The 19,313-nt window shown below is 65.0% G+C and carries 21 protein-coding genes; 15 read left to right on the plus strand and 6 right to left on the minus strand.

Going from position 1 to position 19,313, the window contains the following annotated elements; all coding sequences use genetic code 11:
* Positions 1-36: 36 nt before the first annotated feature.
* On the minus strand, positions 37-744 hold the full coding sequence (locus R2601_RS16830) for a PAS domain-containing protein (RefSeq protein ID WP_007800471.1): 708 nt from the start codon (positions 742-744) through the stop codon (positions 37-39).
* A gap of 244 nt (positions 745-988) precedes the next feature.
* Here R2601_RS16830 and R2601_RS16835 point away from each other — a divergent pair, with 244 nt between their 5' ends.
* Genes R2601_RS16835 through R2601_RS16845 form a run of 3 tightly spaced genes read left to right on the plus strand, consistent with a single transcriptional unit; the run spans position 989 to position 3,043 of the window.
* The gene (locus R2601_RS16835) at positions 989-1,879 is read left to right on the plus strand and encodes a YicC/YloC family endoribonuclease (RefSeq protein WP_007800473.1); all 891 of its coding nucleotides are present in this window, start codon (positions 989-991) and stop codon (positions 1,877-1,879) included.
* Between the two features lie 4 nt (positions 1,880-1,883).
* Positions 1,884-2,525 (plus strand): guanylate kinase, encoded by a 642-nt coding sequence (gene gmk / locus R2601_RS16840; RefSeq protein ID WP_007800476.1) that lies wholly within the window; start codon positions 1,884-1,886, stop codon positions 2,523-2,525.
* Positions 2,522-3,043 carry a gamma carbonic anhydrase family protein gene (locus R2601_RS16845; protein WP_007800478.1) on the plus strand — a complete coding sequence of 174 codons (522 nt, stop codon included), beginning with the start codon at positions 2,522-2,524 and terminating at the stop codon, positions 3,041-3,043. Before gmk ends, R2601_RS16845 begins: the two co-directional genes overlap by 4 nt.
* Positions 3,044-3,064: 21 nt before the next feature.
* Here the strand turns inward: R2601_RS16845 and R2601_RS26070 are convergent, their stop codons facing one another.
* The gene (locus R2601_RS26070) at positions 3,065-3,577 is read right to left on the minus strand and encodes a hypothetical protein (RefSeq protein WP_224886302.1); all 513 of its coding nucleotides are present in this window, start codon (positions 3,575-3,577) and stop codon (positions 3,065-3,067) included.
* Between the two features lie 364 nt (positions 3,578-3,941).
* Here R2601_RS26070 and R2601_RS16855 point away from each other — a divergent pair, with 364 nt between their 5' ends.
* A complete protein-coding gene (locus R2601_RS16855) occupies positions 3,942-4,982 on the plus strand; it encodes an ATP-binding protein (RefSeq protein WP_007800482.1) in 1,041 nt (346 codons plus the stop codon).
* On the opposite strand, the gene R2601_RS16860 is transcribed toward R2601_RS16855, so the two are convergent.
* On the minus strand, positions 4,965-5,636 hold the full coding sequence (locus R2601_RS16860) for a hypothetical protein (RefSeq protein ID WP_144266926.1): 672 nt from the start codon (positions 5,634-5,636) through the stop codon (positions 4,965-4,967). The two genes, R2601_RS16855 and R2601_RS16860, sit on opposite strands and share 18 nt — an antisense overlap.
* 276 nt (positions 5,637-5,912) lie before the next feature.
* On the opposite strand from R2601_RS16860, the gene R2601_RS16865 reads away from it, so the two are divergent.
* From R2601_RS16865 to phoB, 6 genes are all read left to right on the plus strand, one after another.
* Positions 5,913-6,953, plus strand: a complete 1,041-nt coding sequence (locus R2601_RS16865) for a substrate-binding domain-containing protein (protein WP_007800485.1) — start codon at positions 5,913-5,915, stop codon at positions 6,951-6,953.
* A 97-nt stretch (positions 6,954-7,050) separates the two neighbouring features.
* Positions 7,051-8,505 carry a phosphate ABC transporter permease subunit PstC gene (gene pstC, locus R2601_RS16870; RefSeq protein ID WP_007800487.1) on the plus strand — a complete coding sequence of 485 codons (1,455 nt, stop codon included), beginning with the start codon at positions 7,051-7,053 and terminating at the stop codon, positions 8,503-8,505.
* Positions 8,502-9,860, plus strand: coding sequence for a phosphate ABC transporter permease PstA (pstA, locus tag R2601_RS16875; RefSeq protein WP_007800490.1), 1,359 nt, complete (start codon positions 8,502-8,504; stop codon positions 9,858-9,860). The genes pstC and pstA overlap by 4 nt, the downstream gene beginning before the upstream one ends.
* Before the next feature lie 36 nt (positions 9,861-9,896).
* Positions 9,897-10,694 (plus strand): phosphate ABC transporter ATP-binding protein PstB, encoded by a 798-nt coding sequence (gene pstB / locus R2601_RS16880; protein WP_007800491.1) that lies wholly within the window; start codon positions 9,897-9,899, stop codon positions 10,692-10,694.
* Positions 10,695-10,697: 3 nt separating this feature from the next.
* On the plus strand, positions 10,698-11,423 hold the full coding sequence (phoU, locus tag R2601_RS16885) for a phosphate signaling complex protein PhoU (RefSeq protein WP_007800493.1): 726 nt from the start codon (positions 10,698-10,700) through the stop codon (positions 11,421-11,423).
* Between the two features lie 13 nt (positions 11,424-11,436).
* Positions 11,437-12,126: a phosphate regulon transcriptional regulator PhoB gene (gene phoB, locus R2601_RS16890; protein ID WP_007800495.1), complete on the plus strand. Its 690-nt coding sequence runs from the start codon at positions 11,437-11,439 to the stop codon at positions 12,124-12,126.
* A gap of 48 nt (positions 12,127-12,174) precedes the next feature.
* Here phoB and R2601_RS25570 read toward each other — a convergent pair whose 3' ends face one another.
* Positions 12,175-12,774 (minus strand): helix-hairpin-helix domain-containing protein, encoded by a 600-nt coding sequence (locus R2601_RS25570; protein WP_007800497.1) that lies wholly within the window; start codon positions 12,772-12,774, stop codon positions 12,175-12,177.
* A gap of 247 nt (positions 12,775-13,021) precedes the next feature.
* Between R2601_RS25570 and rpsB the strand changes: the two genes are divergently transcribed.
* Together rpsB and tsf are read left to right on the plus strand one after the other, a co-directional pair.
* Positions 13,022-13,789, plus strand: a complete 768-nt coding sequence (gene rpsB / locus R2601_RS16900) for a 30S ribosomal protein S2 (RefSeq protein WP_007800499.1) — start codon at positions 13,022-13,024, stop codon at positions 13,787-13,789.
* A gap of 98 nt (positions 13,790-13,887) precedes the next feature.
* On the plus strand, positions 13,888-14,763 hold the full coding sequence (gene tsf, locus R2601_RS16905) for a translation elongation factor Ts (protein WP_007800501.1): 876 nt from the start codon (positions 13,888-13,890) through the stop codon (positions 14,761-14,763).
* A 468-nt stretch (positions 14,764-15,231) separates the two neighbouring features.
* Here the strand turns inward: tsf and R2601_RS16910 are convergent, their stop codons facing one another.
* Positions 15,232-15,999, minus strand: coding sequence for a LuxR family transcriptional regulator (locus R2601_RS16910; protein WP_007800503.1), 768 nt, complete (start codon positions 15,997-15,999; stop codon positions 15,232-15,234).
* Complete coding sequence (gene aroQ / locus R2601_RS16915; protein ID WP_007800505.1) at positions 15,996-16,439, minus strand: type II 3-dehydroquinate dehydratase; 444 nt, start codon at positions 16,437-16,439, stop codon at positions 15,996-15,998. The genes R2601_RS16910 and aroQ overlap by 4 nt, the downstream gene beginning before the upstream one ends.
* A 438-nt stretch (positions 16,440-16,877) precedes the next feature.
* On the opposite strand from aroQ, the gene R2601_RS16920 reads away from it, so the two are divergent.
* The 3 genes from R2601_RS16920 to R2601_RS16930 form a co-directional block, all read left to right on the plus strand.
* Positions 16,878-17,771 (plus strand): PfkB family carbohydrate kinase, encoded by an 894-nt coding sequence (locus tag R2601_RS16920; protein ID WP_007800507.1) that lies wholly within the window; start codon positions 16,878-16,880, stop codon positions 17,769-17,771.
* Entirely contained in the window at positions 17,768-18,685 is a 918-nt protein-coding gene (locus R2601_RS16925) for a pseudouridine-5'-phosphate glycosidase (RefSeq protein ID WP_007800509.1), read from the plus strand. Before R2601_RS16920 ends, R2601_RS16925 begins: the two co-directional genes overlap by 4 nt.
* A gap of 79 nt (positions 18,686-18,764) precedes the next feature.
* Positions 18,765-19,313: DUF502 domain-containing protein (locus tag R2601_RS16930; RefSeq protein ID WP_007800511.1), on the plus strand; the 549-nt coding region annotated here is incomplete at its 3' end.

Genomic DNA, 19,313 nt, shown 5'->3' on the forward strand with positions numbered 1-19,313 from the left:
GCCGGTTAAAAAGCTATCTTTGCTTGAATAAATCCCTCAATCATTCGACACGATCAGGCGCAGATAGGGCGGCCTCTTGGCGTCTGACGACGGCGTCGCCTCGAAAGGTGCGGCCTCTTCGGCGAGGCCCGGGACCGGTGGCGTTTCAGGCGCGGTCCGGGTGGGCGCGGTCTCTGCATCAGGCGTAGTCCGGGTCAGGGTCGCCGCCTGCACCGAGACGCTTTCGATGTTGAACCGGCGCGGAGTGCGGCCGATCCGACCCGTGGTGACCAGAGCGCCGATCATCCGCGTCATGTCGCCCATGTCAGAGCGCAGGGGAAGAAGCAGAAGATCGCCCTGCAAGCCATTGCGTCCAAACCCTTCTTCGCCCGTGAGGCGGATCTTGACCATGACACCTTCGGCAAACACCCGGGTCACCGCATCGGCCAGCACATCGCGTGCGGCGGGGGTGAACAGGGTCGACAGAGGCATGCCGGAGGTCTCCATCCCCATCAGGTCGTTAAGATGGGCCCCAGCGACCCGCAGCTTTGCGAGCCCTGGCGCGATCCGTTCGGCAAGAAAGGCATATTCGAGCGCGTTTTCGATGCTGCGCGGGTCGATCTCGCTGCGTAGGGGAACTTCGCCCCGCGTGGTTGCGAGGTCGTGCCAATAGCTCTCCACAACCCGCAGAGGCTCCAGCCTTTTTTCTCTTTCACGATCGGTCATCGAGACGATGCCCCTGCCTTTGCCGCCATTGCCGAACATGTTTCGGGCTCCTTCCAGTCCAGTCGCCAGCAACGTCGGAGCCCCCGTTCCATGTTGCCGGCCATTTGTGTCATCTTGAGTCTCAACTTATCTCAAATCGGGCAGATTTCCGCCCCAATTCTGGCTGAAAGGTTAACGCTTTGGCCCTCAACGCACCGCTTGCCATGCCCGGACTCAGAGGGTAGGCCGATGAAACCCCGCAATTTCCCTGCGGGCAACCCGGCCTTAACATGGAGCGGCGAGAATGCGGCAATCGATGACCGGCTTTGCCTCCCGCAGCGGCGAACTCGACGGGCTCCGCTGGGGCTGGGAGTTGCGTGGCGTCAACGGCAAGGGTCTCGAGCTGCGGCTTCGACTGCCCGACTGGATCGAGGGGCTCGAGCCGCTGGTCCGCAAGGCCGCGCAGGCGAAGCTCGCGCGTGGCAATGTGCAGATCTCGCTCCGCGTCATCGGTGGCAGCGACGAAGAGGCGGCCGAGCTTGACGAGGCGGCGCTGGCGCGGGTGCTCGACGCCATCGCGCGCATCGAGGATGCCGCCGGCGGGCGTGATCTGCCGCTCGAGCGCTCCAGCGCCGCGCAGATCATAGCCCTCCGCGGCGTCATGGCGACCGGCCAGAGCCAGCGCGACATTCCGGCACTGCGTGCGGCGCTGATGACGGAATTCGACGCTGCTCTGGCGGAGTTTGCCGAGATGCGCAGTCGCGAGGGACAGGCCCTGATGGCCGTCCTGAGCGGCCAGCTCGACGAAATCGAGACGCTGGTTGCGCAGGCCGCCGATGCGGTCGAGAGCCGCCGGGACGAGCAGGCCGAGAAGCTGCGCGCGGCGCTGGCGCGCGTCATGGAGGCCACCGAGGGTGCCGACGAGGCCCGCGTGGCGCAGGAGCTCGCGCTGATCGCCGTCAAATCCGATATCACCGAAGAGCTCGACCGGCTGAGCGCGCATGTTGCCGCGGCGCGGGCTCTGCTGCAGGACGAGGGCGCCGTTGGGCGCAAGCTCGACTTCCTGATGCAGGAATTCAATCGCGAGGCCAACACGCTCTGCTCGAAATCCGGATCTTCTGCGTTGACCCAGATCGGTCTGACGCTCAAGACGGTGATCGACCAGATGCGCGAGCAGGTCCAGAACGTGGAGTGATCCGATGAACCGAAGAGGTCTTCTCATCATCCTGTCCTCGCCCTCGGGCGCGGGCAAATCGACACTGGCCAAGCGGCTGCGGGAATGGGATCCGTCAGTGATCTTCTCGGTCTCGGCGACCACCCGGGCGCCGCGCACCGGCGAGGTCGATGGCGAGGATTACCATTTCATGACCGAGGCGGCGTTCAAGAAGGCCGTCGCCAATGGCGAGATGCTCGAGCACGCGCATGTGTTCGGCAATTTCTACGGCTCGCCCAAGGGCCCGGTGCGCGATGCCATCATTGACGGCAAGGACGTGCTCTTCGACATCGACTGGCAGGGCGCCCAGCAGATGACCAACTCCGAGCTGGCGCTGCACACGCTGTCGATCTTCCTGCTGCCGCCCTCGATCGCCGAGCTCAAGCGTCGGCTTGAATCGCGCGGGCAGGACGGGCCGGAGGTCATCGACCGGCGGATGCAGAAGAGCTGGGACGAGATCTCGCACTGGGGCTCGTATGATTTCGTGCTGGTGAACGAGGATCTCGACGCCACGGAGGCGCGGCTCAAGAGCATTGTCACCGCCGCACGCCTGCGACGCACCCAGCAGCCGCACCTGCTTGATCACGTGCGCAAGCTTCAGGCGGAATTCGAGGAGGGAGAGGAATGACGCTCTACGCATTGGACGGCCACGCGCCGCAGCTCGCCGACAGCGCCTGGGCGGCGCCGGATGCCAACCTGATCGGCAAGGTCGTTCTCGAGGGGGACGCCTCGGTCTGGTTTGGCTGCACCCTGCGCGGCGACAACGAGGAGATCCGCGTCGGAGCCGGCAGCAACGTGCAGGAGAACGTCGTCTGTCATACCGACATGGGCTATCCGCTGGTGATCGGGCAGGGCTGCACCATCGGTCACAAGGTCATGCTGCACGGCTGCACGATCGGAGACAACAGCCTCATCGGCATGGGCGCCACCATCCTCAACGGCGCCAAGATCGGCCGCAACTGCCTTATCGGCGCGGGCGCGCTGATCACCGAGGGCAAGGAGATCCCCGACGGCAGCCTCGTGATGGGCATGCCGGGCAAGGTCGTGCGCGCGCTTGACGCGGCCGCGATCGAAGGATTGAGAAAATCGGCGCTTGGCTACCAGGCCAATGCGCGCCGGTTCAAGTCGGGTCTGACGGCGCTCTGACGCGTCAGACCCTGTTTCCGCTCAAGAGGCGTGCTCGAGCGCGTATTCGACCTTGGACTGCACCACCGGCGCCATCTGACGGGTCAGCATGACGGTCGGGATGTTGCGCAGCGCCGGCTTGCGGTTCGGGGCCCGCTTGCGCTCGCGCAGATAAGAGAGGATCTGCCGCGCATGGTCGCGGTTGCGTGCGACCAGGTCATGGCCGTCGATGCTCCACTTCCAGTAGGCGTCCTCCGGCCACGAGATCGTCGCGGCTTCCAACGTCTTGCAAGTGGCACACTCTACCATCCCGCGATGATTGAGGCGATAGCCGGGCCCTTCCGCGCCGTCCTGATGAAACGTCGGTTTCTTGGCCTCGGGTTGTGTCCAGCCAAACTGTTCCGGGTACAATTCTTCAACCACGACACGCCCCCAAAGGTGCGCGTTTTCAGGCACTTCGGAGTAACGGATCACACAAGTAAAACGGAACGGCTCGTGGAACTGAGCGACCTGCCCACAATGCGGGCAGTGAATGTCGATCGGATCGTTCTGCATGGCACGAGTTCCTGTGGTTGTAAGCGCCCCCACCTACACAGCCATAAAAGGACAAAACCAAGGCGAACGCAATCGATTATCGCAAAAGTATACACCCATAGGTGGTATATTGCCGATCGCCGTACCGAAACTCCGCCACATTCTGCTATTTGAAGGCGTCATTCGGACCGGAATGATATGAATTCCAATGCCTTAGAGGCGTTCACTTTGATGCCGCATTGCGGCACGCGCGGGTCCGGCACGCGGCAACCTGCGCGGGAGTACGCGCGCCGGTCGGTTCTTGCCCCCGTTGCCGTCGCGTGCAACACCGCAGAAAAGACAGCTCATCGCGGCTCGGCAGGCGATGTCGCAGGGAAGGATCCGGATGCAGACCGATTCGAGACATGTCGTCGCCGCAGTTCCGCTTCCGGCGATCCTGATCCGCTGGGATGAGCGCGTCGAGGCCGCCAATGCCGAGGCAAAGGCGCTTCTGGGCGAGGGGCTCGAGGGGCGGCACTTCATTACCGCGCTCCGGCAGCCGTCGCTGCTCGACGCCATCGAGGGCACGTTCCGTGACGCCGCGCCTCGGCTGACCCGCTACCTCGCCAGCGACGGCCGGCAGGATACCACCTACGAGGTGTCGGTCCGCCCCTTGCCGCTCGAAGGCAAGCCGGGTGTGCTGCTGACCTTCACCGACATCACCCATCTCGAGCAGGCCGGCCAAATGAGGCGGGATTTCGTCGCCAATGTCAGCCATGAGCTGCGCACGCCGCTGACCGCGCTTCTGGGATTCATCGAGACGCTGCGCGGGCCCGCGCGCGAGGACGCCGCGGCGCGCGACCGGTTTCTCGGCATCATGGAGGACGAGGCCGGGCGCATGGAGCGGTTGGTCGGCGATCTGCTGTCGCTGAGCCGGGTCGAGGCGGAAGAGCGTGTGCGCCCGACCGAGCCGGTCGATCTGGCCGGGCTCGTGCGCTCGGCGATCCGCGGGCTCGCACCTCTGGCCGAAGATGCTGGTGTCACGCTCGAGACCGACGCCCCCGAGGCGGTGCTCGAGGTGCCCGGCGACGCCGACCAGCTTCGGCAGGTGGTGGTGAACCTGATCGAGAACGGCGTGAAATATTCCGGCCGTGGCGCCGAGGTCCGGGTCCACCTGGCCGAGCCGGCCTACCAGCCGCGGCTGCGCGGGCAGGGCGTGGAGCTGGCGGTGACCGACACCGGGCCGGGCATCAACCCGATCCACATTCCCCGCCTCACCGAGCGCTTCTACCGGGTCGACAGCCACCGCGCGCGCGAGATGGGCGGCACCGGGCTCGGCCTCGCCATCGTCAAGCACATCATCAACCGACACCGCGGACGGCTCAAGATCGAGAGCGCTCCGGGCAAGGGCACCACCTTCCGCGTGCTGCTACCCCGAGAGGTGTAAGCGCGCGCTTGCGCCCTCTGGGCGCTGGTGGTGCGCTTCGACTGCGGGCAGCTGCGCGACGACCTTTTCGACATCGAGAGGGCCGTCGATGTTTCGGCGCACCCAATCCTCGTGCGCGCCAACGACCACCAAGGGAAACCGCGGCAGGTCGAGAAGCGCCGCGATGCAGAAGCGATGGTTGCCCGAGCCTGTCTTCATCAGGTTGCCCTCGGAGTCGATCACTGCCGTGGATTCGTAGCCGCTCTTCGAGGCGTCGAAGCCATTTTCGCGAATGCTCTCGATCAGGCCAAGCACGTAGGTGTCGAGGAACTCCAGGATCTCGGTTTCGCTGTGTAGTCTGCGACGCTTGTAGTTGGTCGCGCCCTTGGACCCGAGATCATCGGAGAGCTCGCGGAACCAGAGACTGGCGCGAAGATCGCTTCTGTGGGCCACGAGGTCCTCGAGAAGACGATACCGATGCGTGTCGGTTACGGCGGGCTTGCCGCCGAAGAACTGTATCGGAATTGTAAACGGCTCGGCCCGTTTGATCGCCGGTCGCACCAGGTCCACGGCGGGCCGGGGCAGAAAGCGGTGCAGTTTCCTGATCCGCGCTCTCCCGACAGGCCACTTCGTGCCGAATTGACGGGTGACCTTGCGAGGACTGATCCAGACCACCGCCCGCTCCCCGGCTTCGAGAACAAAATGTCTTTGTTTCATGCGCTTGCTTCATCCCAGATCAAACAACCGTGGCACGGGAGGGAACTTGGGCACCGCGCCGGTGCGATCACCGGCCGGCCGAATTCCACGGATCGCCGCTCGTGTATGCGATATTTCGCGCGCCGTCATCAAACTGTTACGTAAGCGTCACAAAAGCATCGCGCGGGACGCCTAGGGCTGCCCCCGAGGTTCCCCAGGGGAGGGGACCAGAACCAAAGTTACAGGAGCATGCATATGCAATCCGTCAAACTCGCCGCATCGGCTCTGGCCATCGCCGCCGTCTCGGCTTCCGCCGCTGCCGCCCGTGACAACGTGCAGGTCGCCGGCTCGTCCACCGTTCTGCCCTACGCCTCGATCGTGGCAGAAGCCTTCGGCGAAAACTTCGACTTCCCGACCCCGGTTGTGGAATCGGGCGGTTCCTCGGCTGGCCTCAAGCGCTTCTGTGAAGGCGTCGGCGAGAACACCATCGACATCGCCAACGCATCGCGCGCCATCCGCGCAGGCGAAGTCGAAACCTGTGCCGCCAACGGCGTGACCGACATCATCGAAGTCCGCATCGGCTATGACGGCATCGTGTTTGCCTCGCAGCAGACCGGCCCCGAGTTCACCGCGTTCGAGCCGTCGGATCTCTACAACGCGCTGGCCGAGCAGGTGCTGGTCGACGGCGAGCTGGTCGCCAACCCGCACACCACCTGGGCCGACTTCAACGGCGACCTGCCGGACGTCGAAATCGCCGCCTTCATCCCGGGCACCAAGCACGGCACCCGCGAAGTCTTTGAAGAGAAGGTCCTGCTGCAGGGCTGCGAAGACACCGGCGCGATGGAAGCGATGGTCGCGGGCGGCATGTCGGAAGACGACGCCGAGGACGCCTGCATGGCGGTCCGCACCGACGGCAAGTCCGTCGACATCGACGGCGATTACACCGAGACCCTCGCCCGCATCGACAGCAACCCGAACGGCATCGGCGTCTTCGGCCTGGCGTTCTACGAGAACAACACCGACAAGCTGAAGGTCGCGACCATGTCCGGCGTCCAGCCGACCACCGAGACCATCGCCGAAGGCGAGTACCCGGTGTCGCGTCCGCTGTTCTTCTACGTGAAGAAAGCCCACATCGGCGTGATCCCCGGCCTCAAGGAATACGCCGAGTTCTTCGTCGCCAACGAGATCGCAGGCCCGAACGGCCCGCTCGCCAACTACGGCCTCGTTTCCGACCCGGAGCTCGCCGACACCCAGTCCAAGGTTTCCAACGAAGAGACCATGGGCTCGAACATGTAATCGGATATTTCCCGATTGCTTCGGGGCGGTGCCGTTTGCGCGCCGCCCCGTCTTCTCTTAGGCCATTTGCAAATTCGAAACGACCTCTGGGGGCGACATGCCGGTACTCTGGCTCTTTCTGATCGTGCTCGCGCTCGCGGCCATCGGCTTCATCGCCGGCCGCATGCGCGTGACCTCTGCCGGCGGTAAGCGCCCGCATTCCCTTCCGAACTACTACGGCTGGAACGTCGCCATGAAGGTGATGGTCCCGGCCTACCTTGCGCTGGTTGTCTGGCTGCTGGCGCAACCTTTCCTGGTCAACAGCCAGGTCGTCGGCATGCTCGGCGACCGCGCCGTGCCCGAGGGCTCGACCATCGGGCTGGTGATGTCCGATGTACGCCGTGTCGCCGACGGGCTCGACGCGACGGTGGCGCAAGGCCTCATGACCAGCGAGGAGGCGAACTCGATCCGCACCGAGTTCACCGACGTGCGGGACCGCCTCGGCGAGGCCGGCGTGGCCTTGGGCTCGAACGTGAGCTCCGAGGTGCTGAGTGCCGCGCAGACCTACCGGACGCTCAACGCGACCGGCAATTTCTGGATGAGCACCGTCGTGATCCTGCTGGCCGTCGGAGGCCTTGCGTGGGGCATCACGCAGTCGCATGGCAGCTTCCGCGCCCGCAACTCCGTCGAAACCGGCGTCCGCATCATCCTGCTCTCGGCGGCGATGCTGGCGATCCTGACCACCATCGGTATCGTGCTCTCGCTGGTCGGCAACACCTGGCATTTCTTCCAGATCTATCCGGCCTCGAAGTTCTTCGGCTCGTTCACCTGGTCGCCCTCGTTCGGGGGCGGGTCCGAGCTTGGCATCTGGCCGCTGCTCTGGGGCACGCTCTACATCTCGATCATCGCCCTGATCGTCGCAGTGCCGATCGGCCTCTTCGCTGCGGTTTACCTGTCGGAATATGCCGGTCCGCGGATGCGCGCCTGGGCCAAGCCGCTGCTCGAGGTGCTCGCAGGCATCCCGACCATCGTCTACGGTCTGTTTGCGCTGCTCACCGTCGGCCCGCTGCTGCTCAGCGTGTTCGGCCGCGACGGGCTGGGCTGGATGCAGGCCGGCACCGCGGTGATGACCGCCGGTCTGGTGATGGGCATCATGCTGATCCCCTTCGTCAGCTCGCTGTCGGACGACATCATCAACTCGGTGCCGCAGTCGCTGCGTGACGGCTCCTACGGGCTGGGCGCGACGCAATCCGAGACCATCAAGCAGGTGATCCTGCCGGCAGCGCTGCCGGGCATCGTCGGCGCCGTGCTGCTGGCCGCCTCGCGCGCCATCGGCGAGACCATGATCGTGGTCTTCGGGGCAGGGGCCGCGGCGCGGCTCTCGCTCAACCCGTTCGACGCCATGACCACCGTCACCGCCAAGATCGTCAGCCAGCTGACCGGCGATGCCGACTTCGCCTCGCCCGAGGCGCTGGTGGCCTTCGCCCTTGGCATGACGCTCTTCATCATCACGCTGGGGCTGAACGTCTTCGCCCTCTACATCGTGCGCAAATACCGGGAGCAGTACGAATGACCGACGCGACCTCTCAGGGCGGCGCCCGTCCGTCCGGCCCGTCCACCCGCCTGACCGCCGCCGACAGCCGCACCAAGAAGCGCAACGCCTCCGAAAAGCGGTTCCGGGCCTACGGTCTCGCGGCCATCGGCACCGGCCTGTTCTTCCTTGTCGTGCTGCTGACCTCGATCATCTCGAATGGCAGCACAGCCTTCATGCAGACCTTCATCGAGGTGCCGGTCTATCTCGATCCCGAGGCTCTGGACCCGAACGGCAATCGTGACCCTGCGGACATTTCGAAGGTCTCGACCTTCGGCTACAACCCGCTGATCCAGAACGCCGTGTTCGAACAGGTGCAGGACAAGGGCATCGCCACCGACTACGAAGACGCCGGCGACATGAAGGCGCTGATCTCGGCCTCTGCCGCGGCGCAGCTGCGCGACCGCGTGATCGCCAATCCCGACCTGATCGGCGAGACGGTGGATTTCCAGATCCTCGCCTCGAGCCGGGTCGACGGCTATCTCAAGGGCCGTGTGGGCCGTGACAGCATCACCCAGGACCGCAACATCGACGCGGGCCACCTCGATATTGTTGATGCGCTGCGCGAGGACGGCACCGTTCACAAGAGCTTCAACTTCGCCTTCATCACCGGCGCCGACGCCTCGGAGAGCCGTCCCGAACAGGCCGGCCTCGGCGTGTCGATGCTGGGCTCGTTCTTCATGATGCTGGTGGTGCTCTTCCTCGCCCTGCCGATCGGTGTGGCGGCCTCGATCTACCTCGAGGAGTTCGCACCGCAGAACAAGTTCACCGACTTCATCGAGGTGAACATCTCCAACCTTGCCGCGGTGCCCTCGATCGTGTTCGGTATCCTCGGTCTGGCGGCCTTCATCCAGTTCGCGCACCTGCCGCAATCGGCGCCGCTGGTGGGCGGCCTGACGCTGACGCTGATGACCCTGCCGACCATCGTGATCTCGACCCGCGCCTCGCTCAAGGCGGTGCCGCCGTCGATCCGCGACGCTGCCCTCGGGGTTGGCGCCTCGAAGATGCAGTCGGTGTTCCACCACGTGCTGCCGCTGGCCATGCCCGGCATCCTGACCGGCACCATCATCGGCCTCGCGCAGGCGCTTGGCGAGACCGCGCCGCTGCTGCTGATCGGCATGGTCGGCTACATCGCGACCAACTACCCGGAAGGGGTCATCTCGGGCTTCATGTCGCCGAACTCGGCGATGCCCGCGCAGATCTACGAATGGGCCAAGCGCGCCGACCCGGCCTACTACGAACGCGCCTGGGGCGGTATCATCATCCTGCTCGTGTTCCTGCTGGTCATGAACGTGATCGCCATCGTCCTGCGCCGCAAGTTCGAGCGCCGGTGGTGACGATGAGCGACAATCTCGGTAAGGGGGATAGAACCCATGTATGACGCACCGTTGAGGAAGACCGACGTGGAAGCCAACGAAATCAAGATCTCCGCCAAGGACGTGCAAGTCTTTTACGGCGACAACCACGCCATCAAGGACGTGTCCGTCGAGCTTCAGGACAAGACCGTCACGGCCTTCATCGGGCCTTCGGGCTGCGGCAAGTCGACCTTTCTGCGCTGCCTGAACCGGATGAACGACACCATCGACGTGTGCCGGGTCGAGGGCCTGATCGCGCTCGACGGCGAGGACATCTACGACAAGCGCGTCGACCCGGTGCAGCTGCGCGCCAAGGTGGGCATGGTGTTCCAGAAGCCGAACCCGTTCCCCAAGTCGATCTACGACAACGTGGCCTACGGCCCGCGCATCCACGGCCTTGCCAAGAACAAGGCCGAGCTCGACGACATCGTCGAGAAGGCGCTGCGTCGCGGCGCCATCTGGAACGAGGTGAAGGACCGGCTGCACGCGCCCGGCACCGGGCTCTCGGGTGGTCAGCAGCAGCGTCTGTGCATCGCCCGCGCCGTCGCCACCGAGCCCGAAGTGCTGCTGATGGACGAGCCCTGCTCGGCGCTCGACCCGATCGCCACGGCGCAGGTCGAGGAGCTGATCGACGAGCTGCGCACCAACTACTCGGTGGTCATCGTGACGCACTCCATGCAGCAGGCCGCGCGGGTCAGCCAGAAGACCGCGTTCTTCCACCTCGGCAACCTCGTGGAGTACGGCGAGACCAGCCAGATCTTCACCAACCCCGTGGACTCGCGCACCGAGTCCTACATCACCGGACGGATCGGATAAGTCATGAGCGATCTCAAGCATCACATTGCCACCGCGTTCGACCGCGATCTCGAAGGCATCCAGGCCCAGATCCTCAAGATGGGCGGGCTCGTCGAGGCGGCGATCCACGATTCCGCCAAGTCGCTCGAGACCCGCGACGAAGAGCTGGCCGAGCAGGTCCGCAAGGGCGACCTTGCCATCGACGAGATGGAAGAAAGCCTCAACGAGGAAGCCGCCCGCGTCATCGCGCTGCGCCAGCCCGCAGCAAGCGACCTGCGGGTGGTGCTCTCGGTGATGCGCATGTCGGCCAACCTCGAGCGCATCGGCGACCTGTCCAAGAACATGGCCAAGCGCACCACGGTGCTGGCCCAGATGACGCAGATCAACGGCTCGACCACGGCGCTGCGCCGCATGGCGCGCGACGTCGAGATGATGCTCAAGGACGCGCTCGACGCCTATATCAAGCGCGACGAGGCACTGGCCCGCGACGTGATCGAGCGTGATGCCGATGTCGACCAGATGTACAACACGCTGTTCCGCGAGTTCCTGACCTTCATGCTGGAAGATCCGCGCAACATCACCTCGTGCATGCACCTGCATTTCATCGCCAAGAACATCGAGCGCATGGGCGACCACGTGACGGCGATCGCCGAGCAGGTGATCTTCCTCGCCAGCGGCGAGAAGCCCGAGGGCGTGCGCGTCAAGGAAGACCGCACATCGAGCGATCCGGCGCTGAGCGCCGACCTCTAATCGGAGAAAGACCATGTCGGCAGATCAGCCCACCGTTCTGGTCGTCGAGGACGAAGCCTCGCAGCGCGAAGTTCTGCGCTACAATCTGGAAGCCGAGGGCTTCCGCGTCGCCGCGGCCGGCAATGGCGAGGAAGCCCTCGTCATGCTGGACGAGGAAGAGCCCGATGTGATCGTGCTCGACTGGATGTTGCCGAACCTCTCGGGCATCGAGGTCTGCCGCCAGATCAAGACCCGCCCCGAGACCCGGGGCGTGCCGGTCATCATGCTCTCGGCCCGGTCGGAAGAGATCGACCGGGTGCGCGGGCTCGAGACCGGGGCCGACGATTACGTCGTCAAGCCCTACAGCCTGCGCGAGCTGATGGCGCGGGTGAAGGCGCAGCTGCGCCGGGCCCGCCCGGCCGCGGCGGGTCTGCGGCTCGAGTATGACGACATCATCCTCGACGCCGAGACCCACCGGGTAACCCGCGACGGGCAGGAGCTGAAGCTCGGTCCGACCGAGTTCCGCCTGCTCTCGACCTTCATGGAAAAGCCCGGCCGCGTGTGGTCGCGCGAGCAGCTGCTCGACCGGGTCTGGGGCCGCGACATCTATGTCGACACGCGCACCGTCGACGTCCATATCGGGCGGCTTCGCAAGGCTCTCGGCATCTATGGCGGTGGCGATCCGCTGCGCACCGTGCGCGGCGCGGGCTACGCGCTCGGCTGACGGTTTCCCCTGACAGGCGGGCTTCGGCCCGCCCGTCAGGTGCTATGGTCAGCTCTTCTTTTTCTTCTTCTTTTTGGATGTCTTCTCGGCCTTGAGCGCCTCTGCGGCCTTTGCCTTCTTCTTCTGTTTCTTGGCCGCAGCCTTGTTCAGCTCAGCCTTTTCCGCCTTCTTGCTCTTCGTGCCCTTGGACTTCTTCGCGTCCTTGTCGCCCTTGCCCTTGTCCGTGTCTTTCTTCTTCGGCTTGGCGTCTTTCTTGGCCGACTTGCCTTTCTTCTCTCCCTTGGCCTTGCCGCTGCCGGGCTCGGGCAGCGGCTCGTTGACCGCCAGGGGGCTGTCCGGGTCGGGCTCGGGCATCATGCGCGGCGCCTCGGCAGGGATCTCGGGCTCCTCGACCTTGTCGTCTCCGGGCGTCCCGGGCGCCGGTGCGGCCTCGGTCTCGGCCGTGCGCGGCGCGGGGGCCGGGTCGGTGGCCAGGCTGTCGACCGCCGCCGCGACAAGGCTCTGCGCCCGGGCCAGCCGGGTCCGGGGCAGGGCGGTGAGGCGCGCAGGCTCGGCCCCGGCCAGCGCCTCGGCGCTGTCGATGCCAAGCTCGCGGAGTTGCGCCGCAAGGGCGGGTCCGATGCCACGGACGGAAGTCAGGTCTGTCAAATCTCTCTCCAGCTGGTAGGAACGCGGTGATGTCAGGCAATGCCGGTGACGATGCGTCAGAAACCGCCGGCTTGTCCACAAGGTTCCGTCAGGGCTTGCGCTTGTCGCGCCGAGCGCTTATAGGCGCGCTCACGAACCCCGCAGGCGGGGTCGGGCCTATGGGGGAGACATCCCCACAGCGTCCACCGGTTGCCCCATTTCGGGTCAAGCCCCCGCCGAGGATATGAAACCGGAAAGGATATAGGACATGGCTCTTCCCGAGTTCTCCATGCGCCAGCTGCTTGAAGCAGGCGTGCACTTTGGCCACCAGACGCAGCGCTGGAACCCCCGCATGGGCGAGTTCATCTACGGTGCGCGCAACGGCATCCACATTCTCGACCTGACCCAGACCGTGCCGATGCTCGACGCGGCGCTGAACGTCATCCGCGAGACCGTCGCCAAGGGCGGCCGCGTGCTCTTCGTCGGCACCAAGCGTCAGGCAGCGCAGCCGATCGCCGAAGCCGCCGAAAAGTGCGCCCAGTACTACATGAACCACCGCTGGCTCGGCGGCACGCTGACCAACTGGCAGACCGTTTCGCAGTCGATCAACCGCCTCAAGGCGATCGACGAGCAGATGGAAGCCGGTGCCGAAGGCCTCACCAAGAAAGAGCGCCTCGGCATGGAGCGCGAGCAGGCCAAACTGCAGGCGTCGCTCGGCGGCATCCGCGAAATGGGCGGCCTGCCGGAACTGCTCTTCGTCATCGACGTCAAGAAAGAGCAGCTCGCCATCGCCGAAGCCAAGAAGCTGGGCATCCCGGTTGTCGCCATCGTCGACACCAACTGCTCGCCCGAGGGTGTGGACTACATCATCCCCGGCAACGATGACGCCGCCCGCGCCATCGCGCTCTACTGCGACCTCGTCAGCCGCGCAGCCCTCGACGGCATGACCGGCCAGATGGAAGCTGCAGGCGTCGACCTCGGCGCCCTGGAAGACGCACCGGCAGAAGAGCTGCTGGCCGGCGCCGGCCAGAACTGATCCGGCGCTGTCGCGAAAGCGTCACGCAAGCATGACATGAGCGGCGAGGCCCGGGGCAGGGCCTGCCGCACAAGACCATTCGAGAGGGAGCCAAGCACATGGCGATCACTGCTGCACAGGTGAAAGAACTGCGCGAGATGACCGGCGCAGGCATGATGGATGCCAAGAAGGCGCTGACCGAGACCGACGGCGACATGGAAGCCGCCATCGACTGGCTGCGCACCAAGGGCCTCGCCAAGGCCGCCAAGAAATCGGGCCGTACCGCTGCCGAGGGCCTCGTGGCCGTCGAGGTGAACGGTGGCACCGGCGTCGCCGTCGAGGTGAACGCGGAAACCGACTTCGTCGCCAAGAACGCCGAGTTCCAGACCATGGTGTCGGACATCGCCAAGGCTGCCACCGGCGTGGACAGCGTCGAGGCGCTGGCCGAGACCGAGATCGGCGGCAAGAAGGTCTCCGACGTCATCACCGACAAGATCGCCAAGATCGGCGAGAACATGACCCTGCGCCGCATGGCGAAGGTCGAAGGTGACGTGGTCTCCACCTACGTGCACAACGCAGCTGCTCCGGGCCTTGGCCAGATCGGCGTGCTGGTCGCGCTCAAGGGCGGCGACGACGCGTTCGGCAAGCAGGTCGCGATGCACATCGCAGCGGCCAACCCGGCCTCGCTGTCGGAAGCCGACCTCGACCCGGCGGTCGTCGAGAAGGAGCGTCAGGTCCAGATCGACATCGCGAAGGAATCCGGCAAGCCGGACGCCGTGATCGAGAAGATGATCGTCGGCCGCATGAAGAAGTTCCTCGGCGAAGTGACCCTGCTGGGCCAGCAGTTCGTCATCAACCCGGACCTTACCGTCGAGAAAGCCGCAGAAGAAGCCGGCGCCACCATCGTGGGCTTTGTCCGCATGCAGGTCGGCGAAGGCATCGAGAAAGAGAAAGAGGATTTCGCAGCCGAGGTTGCGAAGGCCGCGCAGGGCTGAGCCTTACGCAAACTTTCGAAGGCTTGAAGAGACAGGAGCCGCCCAACGGGCGGCTCCTTTTGGTTCCTGCGGTCGGCTCTCCGGCACGGTTGGGGATGATTGGAGAACCGGGCAGGGGGCGCCGAGGGGGCCCTTGCGAAAATTGCCCGAGCCCCTCTCAGCTTCCGGTCTACACCGGGAGAACGCAGGGCCCTCGAAATCGCGAGGGATAGGTCCTCATGTTCCATGGCCAAAGCCACCACTCACGGAACGTTGGTACAATCGCAATTAACGCTTCGTCAGGGAAGTCCGGGAAACCTGACCCCTCGATATTTTCGCGATTTCTGCGAATTTCGCCTATCTAGTTTTGATTTTACTTAATCTCTACGGAAGCAATCCAAAAAGTGATGCAAGATTTGCGGGCGCATAACTCACGTTTAAGTATATTACGACTCGACTAGATCGTTCAGTTTTGATTTGGTGCGCCGTTCAGATGTCGATTACAAACATCTGATTCTGGAATGCGGCCTTGGCCACCGCCTGTGCGGTGGTTTCAACATTCAAAGCCTCGCGCGCAAGGCGAAGGTGCTTCTCGATGGTCGCCTGCGTCAGCCCCATGATCGCCGCGATGTCCTGCATGGTCTTGCCGTCGCCGACCCATTCCAGCGCCTCGCGCTGGCGCTTGGTGAGCGACTGGTTCGGCGGGATATAGGGCAGGGTGAGGATCTTGAGGTGCAGCAGGTTGTTCAGCAGCATGATGTCCTCGCCGAAACGGTCCCACACCGCATCGACCTCGTGCTGCTGCATCCCGGGCCGCGCGGTCAGCGCGATGGCGCCCTTGGCTCGGGTCGAGAGCGAGCGGAAGCTCACCGAGTAGCCCGCGCGGACGTCCATCGACAGGTTGAACGCGATGACGCGGCGCTCGGCCTCGGTCAGGTTGCCCTGGGCCAACATCTCGCCGAGCACGCGCCACGAACACGCGCCTTCATGCTCGAGGGCCCACCGAACCATGGGCGCATGATGATAGAGCCCTTGGCCGACGAACACGTCCGTATAGGAAGCGCTGTGGTTGGTCAGCAGCACGAAATCGTTCGGATCTCCGAGCGAGGTCGAGGTCCGGTAGCGCGTGAACCCGTACATCAGCCGGTCGAAGCCAAAGCCGGCCATGCTTTCGAGATGCATGGCCCAGAGCTCTTCGACACTGCCGGCATTGGTCATTTCGAGAAGCCGGCTGCGCAGGGTCACGGGCAATGTCATGAGGCAGCGTCCAGATGGCTCTTCATCGCGTCCATGGCCAGCGTGTAGCCACGCGCCCCGAAGCCGCAGATCACTCCGACCGAGACCCGGGCAATGTAGCTCTGGTGGCGGAACGACTCGCGGGCATGGACATTCGACAGGTGCAGCTCGATTGCGGGAACCTCGGCCGAGCTGATCGCATCCATCAGCGCGATCGAGGTGTGGGTGTAGGCGCCAGCGTTGAGGATGAGCCCGTCGAGCCGTCCACGGGTGCCGTGGATCGCGTCGATCAGCGCGCCTTCGTGATTGCTCTGTTCGAACTCGACCTCGACGCCGATCTCCTTGGCATGGGCGCGGCACATGGCCTCGACATCGGCCAGCGTGGTGCGGCCGTAAACCTCGGGCTGGCGAAAGCCGAGCAGGTTCAGGTTCGGACCGTTGAGAATGAGGAAGCCGGGCATCGTGTTAAACCTTCGGATAAGTGAGCGCAGTGTTCGTCGGAAACGCACGCTTGTCCATAAGCGCCATTACCGACGCTGAGGTGCACCGTTTCGCCGCCATCGTGCAAGCCGGTTTGCGGGTTTGTCGATGCTGCGGGACGTGCGGGTTGGCTCAGGGCCCATATTTCAAAGGCTTCCGTGTTCGTAGGTAGGTCATATATTTACATAATACTGATTATAAGATGTATCTGCGCCCGGTTCGGCATTGCAGCCACAGCGCCCGAGCCCCCGTACGATCTCACATATATCGCCGCTGAGCCCTTGATACGGAACGGGAAACCGGCGCTTTTCGCCGCTCCCAGGCATCAATCCCCGCGCAGTCCGGAGGATTGTCGGTCTGGCCCGGTCCAAACGGTCTCCGCTCTTGTCGGAACAGCCCGGCTCGGTCAAAACACGGACATGACAGATACACCGGACATTCTCTGCATCGGCTCCGTCCTCTGGGACGTGATCGGCCGCTCCGCCAGCCACATGCGGCAAGGCTCCGACGTGCCCGGCCGGATCACCCGGCTTCCCGGCGGCGTTGCACTCAACATCGCGATGACGCTGGCGCGCTTCGGACTGCGCCCGGCGCTGCTCTCGGCTGTCGGACAGGATCCCGAGGGCCACGAGTTGGCCGAGGCCTGCGAAAAGCTCGGCTGCGACACGCGGTTTCTCTATCGCTCCGAGGACTTGCCCACCGATCGCTACATGGCGGTCGAAGGCGCAAACGGGCTGATCGCCGCCATCGCGGATGCCCACTCGCTCGAGCGCGCCGGGTCGCGGATCCTGCGCCCGCTGTCGGATGGCACCCTGGGCACGCCCCAGACGCCGTTCACAGGCTCCGTGGCGCTCGACGGCAACCTCAAGGAAACCCTGCTCGACGAGATCGTCCGCGATGCGGCTTTCGCCAAGGCCGACATGCGCATCGCCCCCGCGAGCCCCGGCAAGGCCGAGCGCCTGATGCCGTTCCTCCGCGCCGGTCGCGGCGTGCTCTACGTCAATCTCGAGGAAGCCGGCCTGCTCTGTCAGGACAGCTTCAAGAGCGCCCCGGAAGCCGCTGCAAAGCTTATCGAACGCGGTGCGGCACGCGCCGTGGTCACCAATGGCGGAGACGCCGCCTGCGACGCCACCGCCGACGGGCTCGTGGCGGAACGGCCACCGGAGGTGCTGGTCACCCGGGTCACAGGTGCCGGCGACACTTTCATGGCGGCGCATATTGTGGCAGAGCTTCGCGGCGCGGCCCGGGCCGAGGCGCTGAGCCTCGCGCTGGATGCCGCAGCCGCCTACGTTTCCGGAGACATCGCCTCATGAGCCTCATCAGACTTTCCGCCGCCGTCGCAGACGCGCTCGCCAAGGGCGCCCCCGTCGTGGCGCTGGAATCGACGATCATCACCCACGGCATGCCGTGGCCCCAGAACCTCGAGATGGCCCGCAAGGTCGAGGCGGTGATCCGCGAGGAAGGTGCCGAGCCCGCGACCATCGCGGTGATCGACGGAGAGCTCTGCGTCGGGCTCGAGGATGACCAGCTCGAGGCACTGGCACAGGCCCGCGGTGTCGCCAAGCTGAGCCGCGCCGACCTCGCGGTCTGTATGGCTCAGGGCCGCACTGGCGCCACCACCGTGGCCGCCACGATGATCGCCGCCGCGCAGGCCGGCATCTCGACCTTTGCCACCGGCGGCATCGGCGGTGTTCACAGGGGCGCCGAGCAGAGCTTTGACGTCTCCGCAGACCTTCAGGAACTGGCCCAGACCGCCGTCACCGTGGTTTGCGCCGGCGCCAAGGCCATTCTCGACCTGCCCAAGACGCTGGAAGTGCTGGAAACCCTTGGTGTGCCGGTCATCGCCTATGGCCAGGACCAGTTGCCGGCCTTCTGGTCGCGCGAGGCCGGTCTGCGGGCGCCCCTGCGCATGGACACGCCGCGCGCCATCGCAGAGGCACAGGCGATGCGCTCGGCGCTGGGGCTTCCCGGCGGCCAGCTCGTGGCCAACCCGATCCCCGCCGAGGCCGAGATCGCCCGCGCCGAGATGACGCCGGTGATCGAGCGTGCCAATGCCGATGCCGAGACCCACGGCATCCGTGGCAAGGACCTCACGCCGTACCTGCTGCAGCGGATCTTCGAGCTGACCGAGGGCCGCTCGCTCGAGTCCAACATCGCGCTGGTCCTGAACAATGCGCGGCTGGGGGCACGCATCGCCAAGGAAATGAGCGCCCTGCCCCGAAATTGAGCTTTCGCTCGCGCAGCATCATTGTAGACCTGATCCCGAGCGCTTACCTTCGCTCTGGCACTCGGCTTCTGGACGGACAATGAACACCCCCTTCGACGACAAACCGCGCAGGCCGGGCCTGCTGGCCTCCCTGCGCGCGAGCTTCCTGACGGGTCTGGTGGTCATCGCCCCCATCGGCCTGACGATCTGGCTCATCTGGACCATGTTCGGCTGGGTTGACGGCTTCGTGCTGCCGCTGATCCCCGACCAGTTCAACCCCGAAGCCTATATCGGCATCAACCTGCGCGGCCTCGGCGTGATCTTCTTCCTGGTCTTCACCATCCTCGTGGGCTGGGTCGCAAAGGGGCTGATCGGGCGCTCGCTGATCCGCTTCGCCGAAACCCTTGTCGAGCGCACCCCGGTGGTGCGCACGATCTATTCCGGCATCAAGCAGATCGCCGAGACGGTCTTTGCCCAGTCCGAGCGCAGCTTCGAGAAAGCCTGCCTCGTGCAGTACCCGCGCAAGGGCATCTGGGCCATCGGCTTCATTTCGACGCAGGCCAAGGGCGAGGTCTTGGACCGTGCCGAGACCATGGGCGGGCTGATGTCGGTCTTCGTGCCGACCACGCCGAACCCGACCTCGGGCTCC

The organism is Salipiger bermudensis HTCC2601 (assembly GCF_000153725.1).
Lineage (GTDB): Bacteria > Pseudomonadota > Alphaproteobacteria > Rhodobacterales > Rhodobacteraceae > Salipiger > Salipiger bermudensis.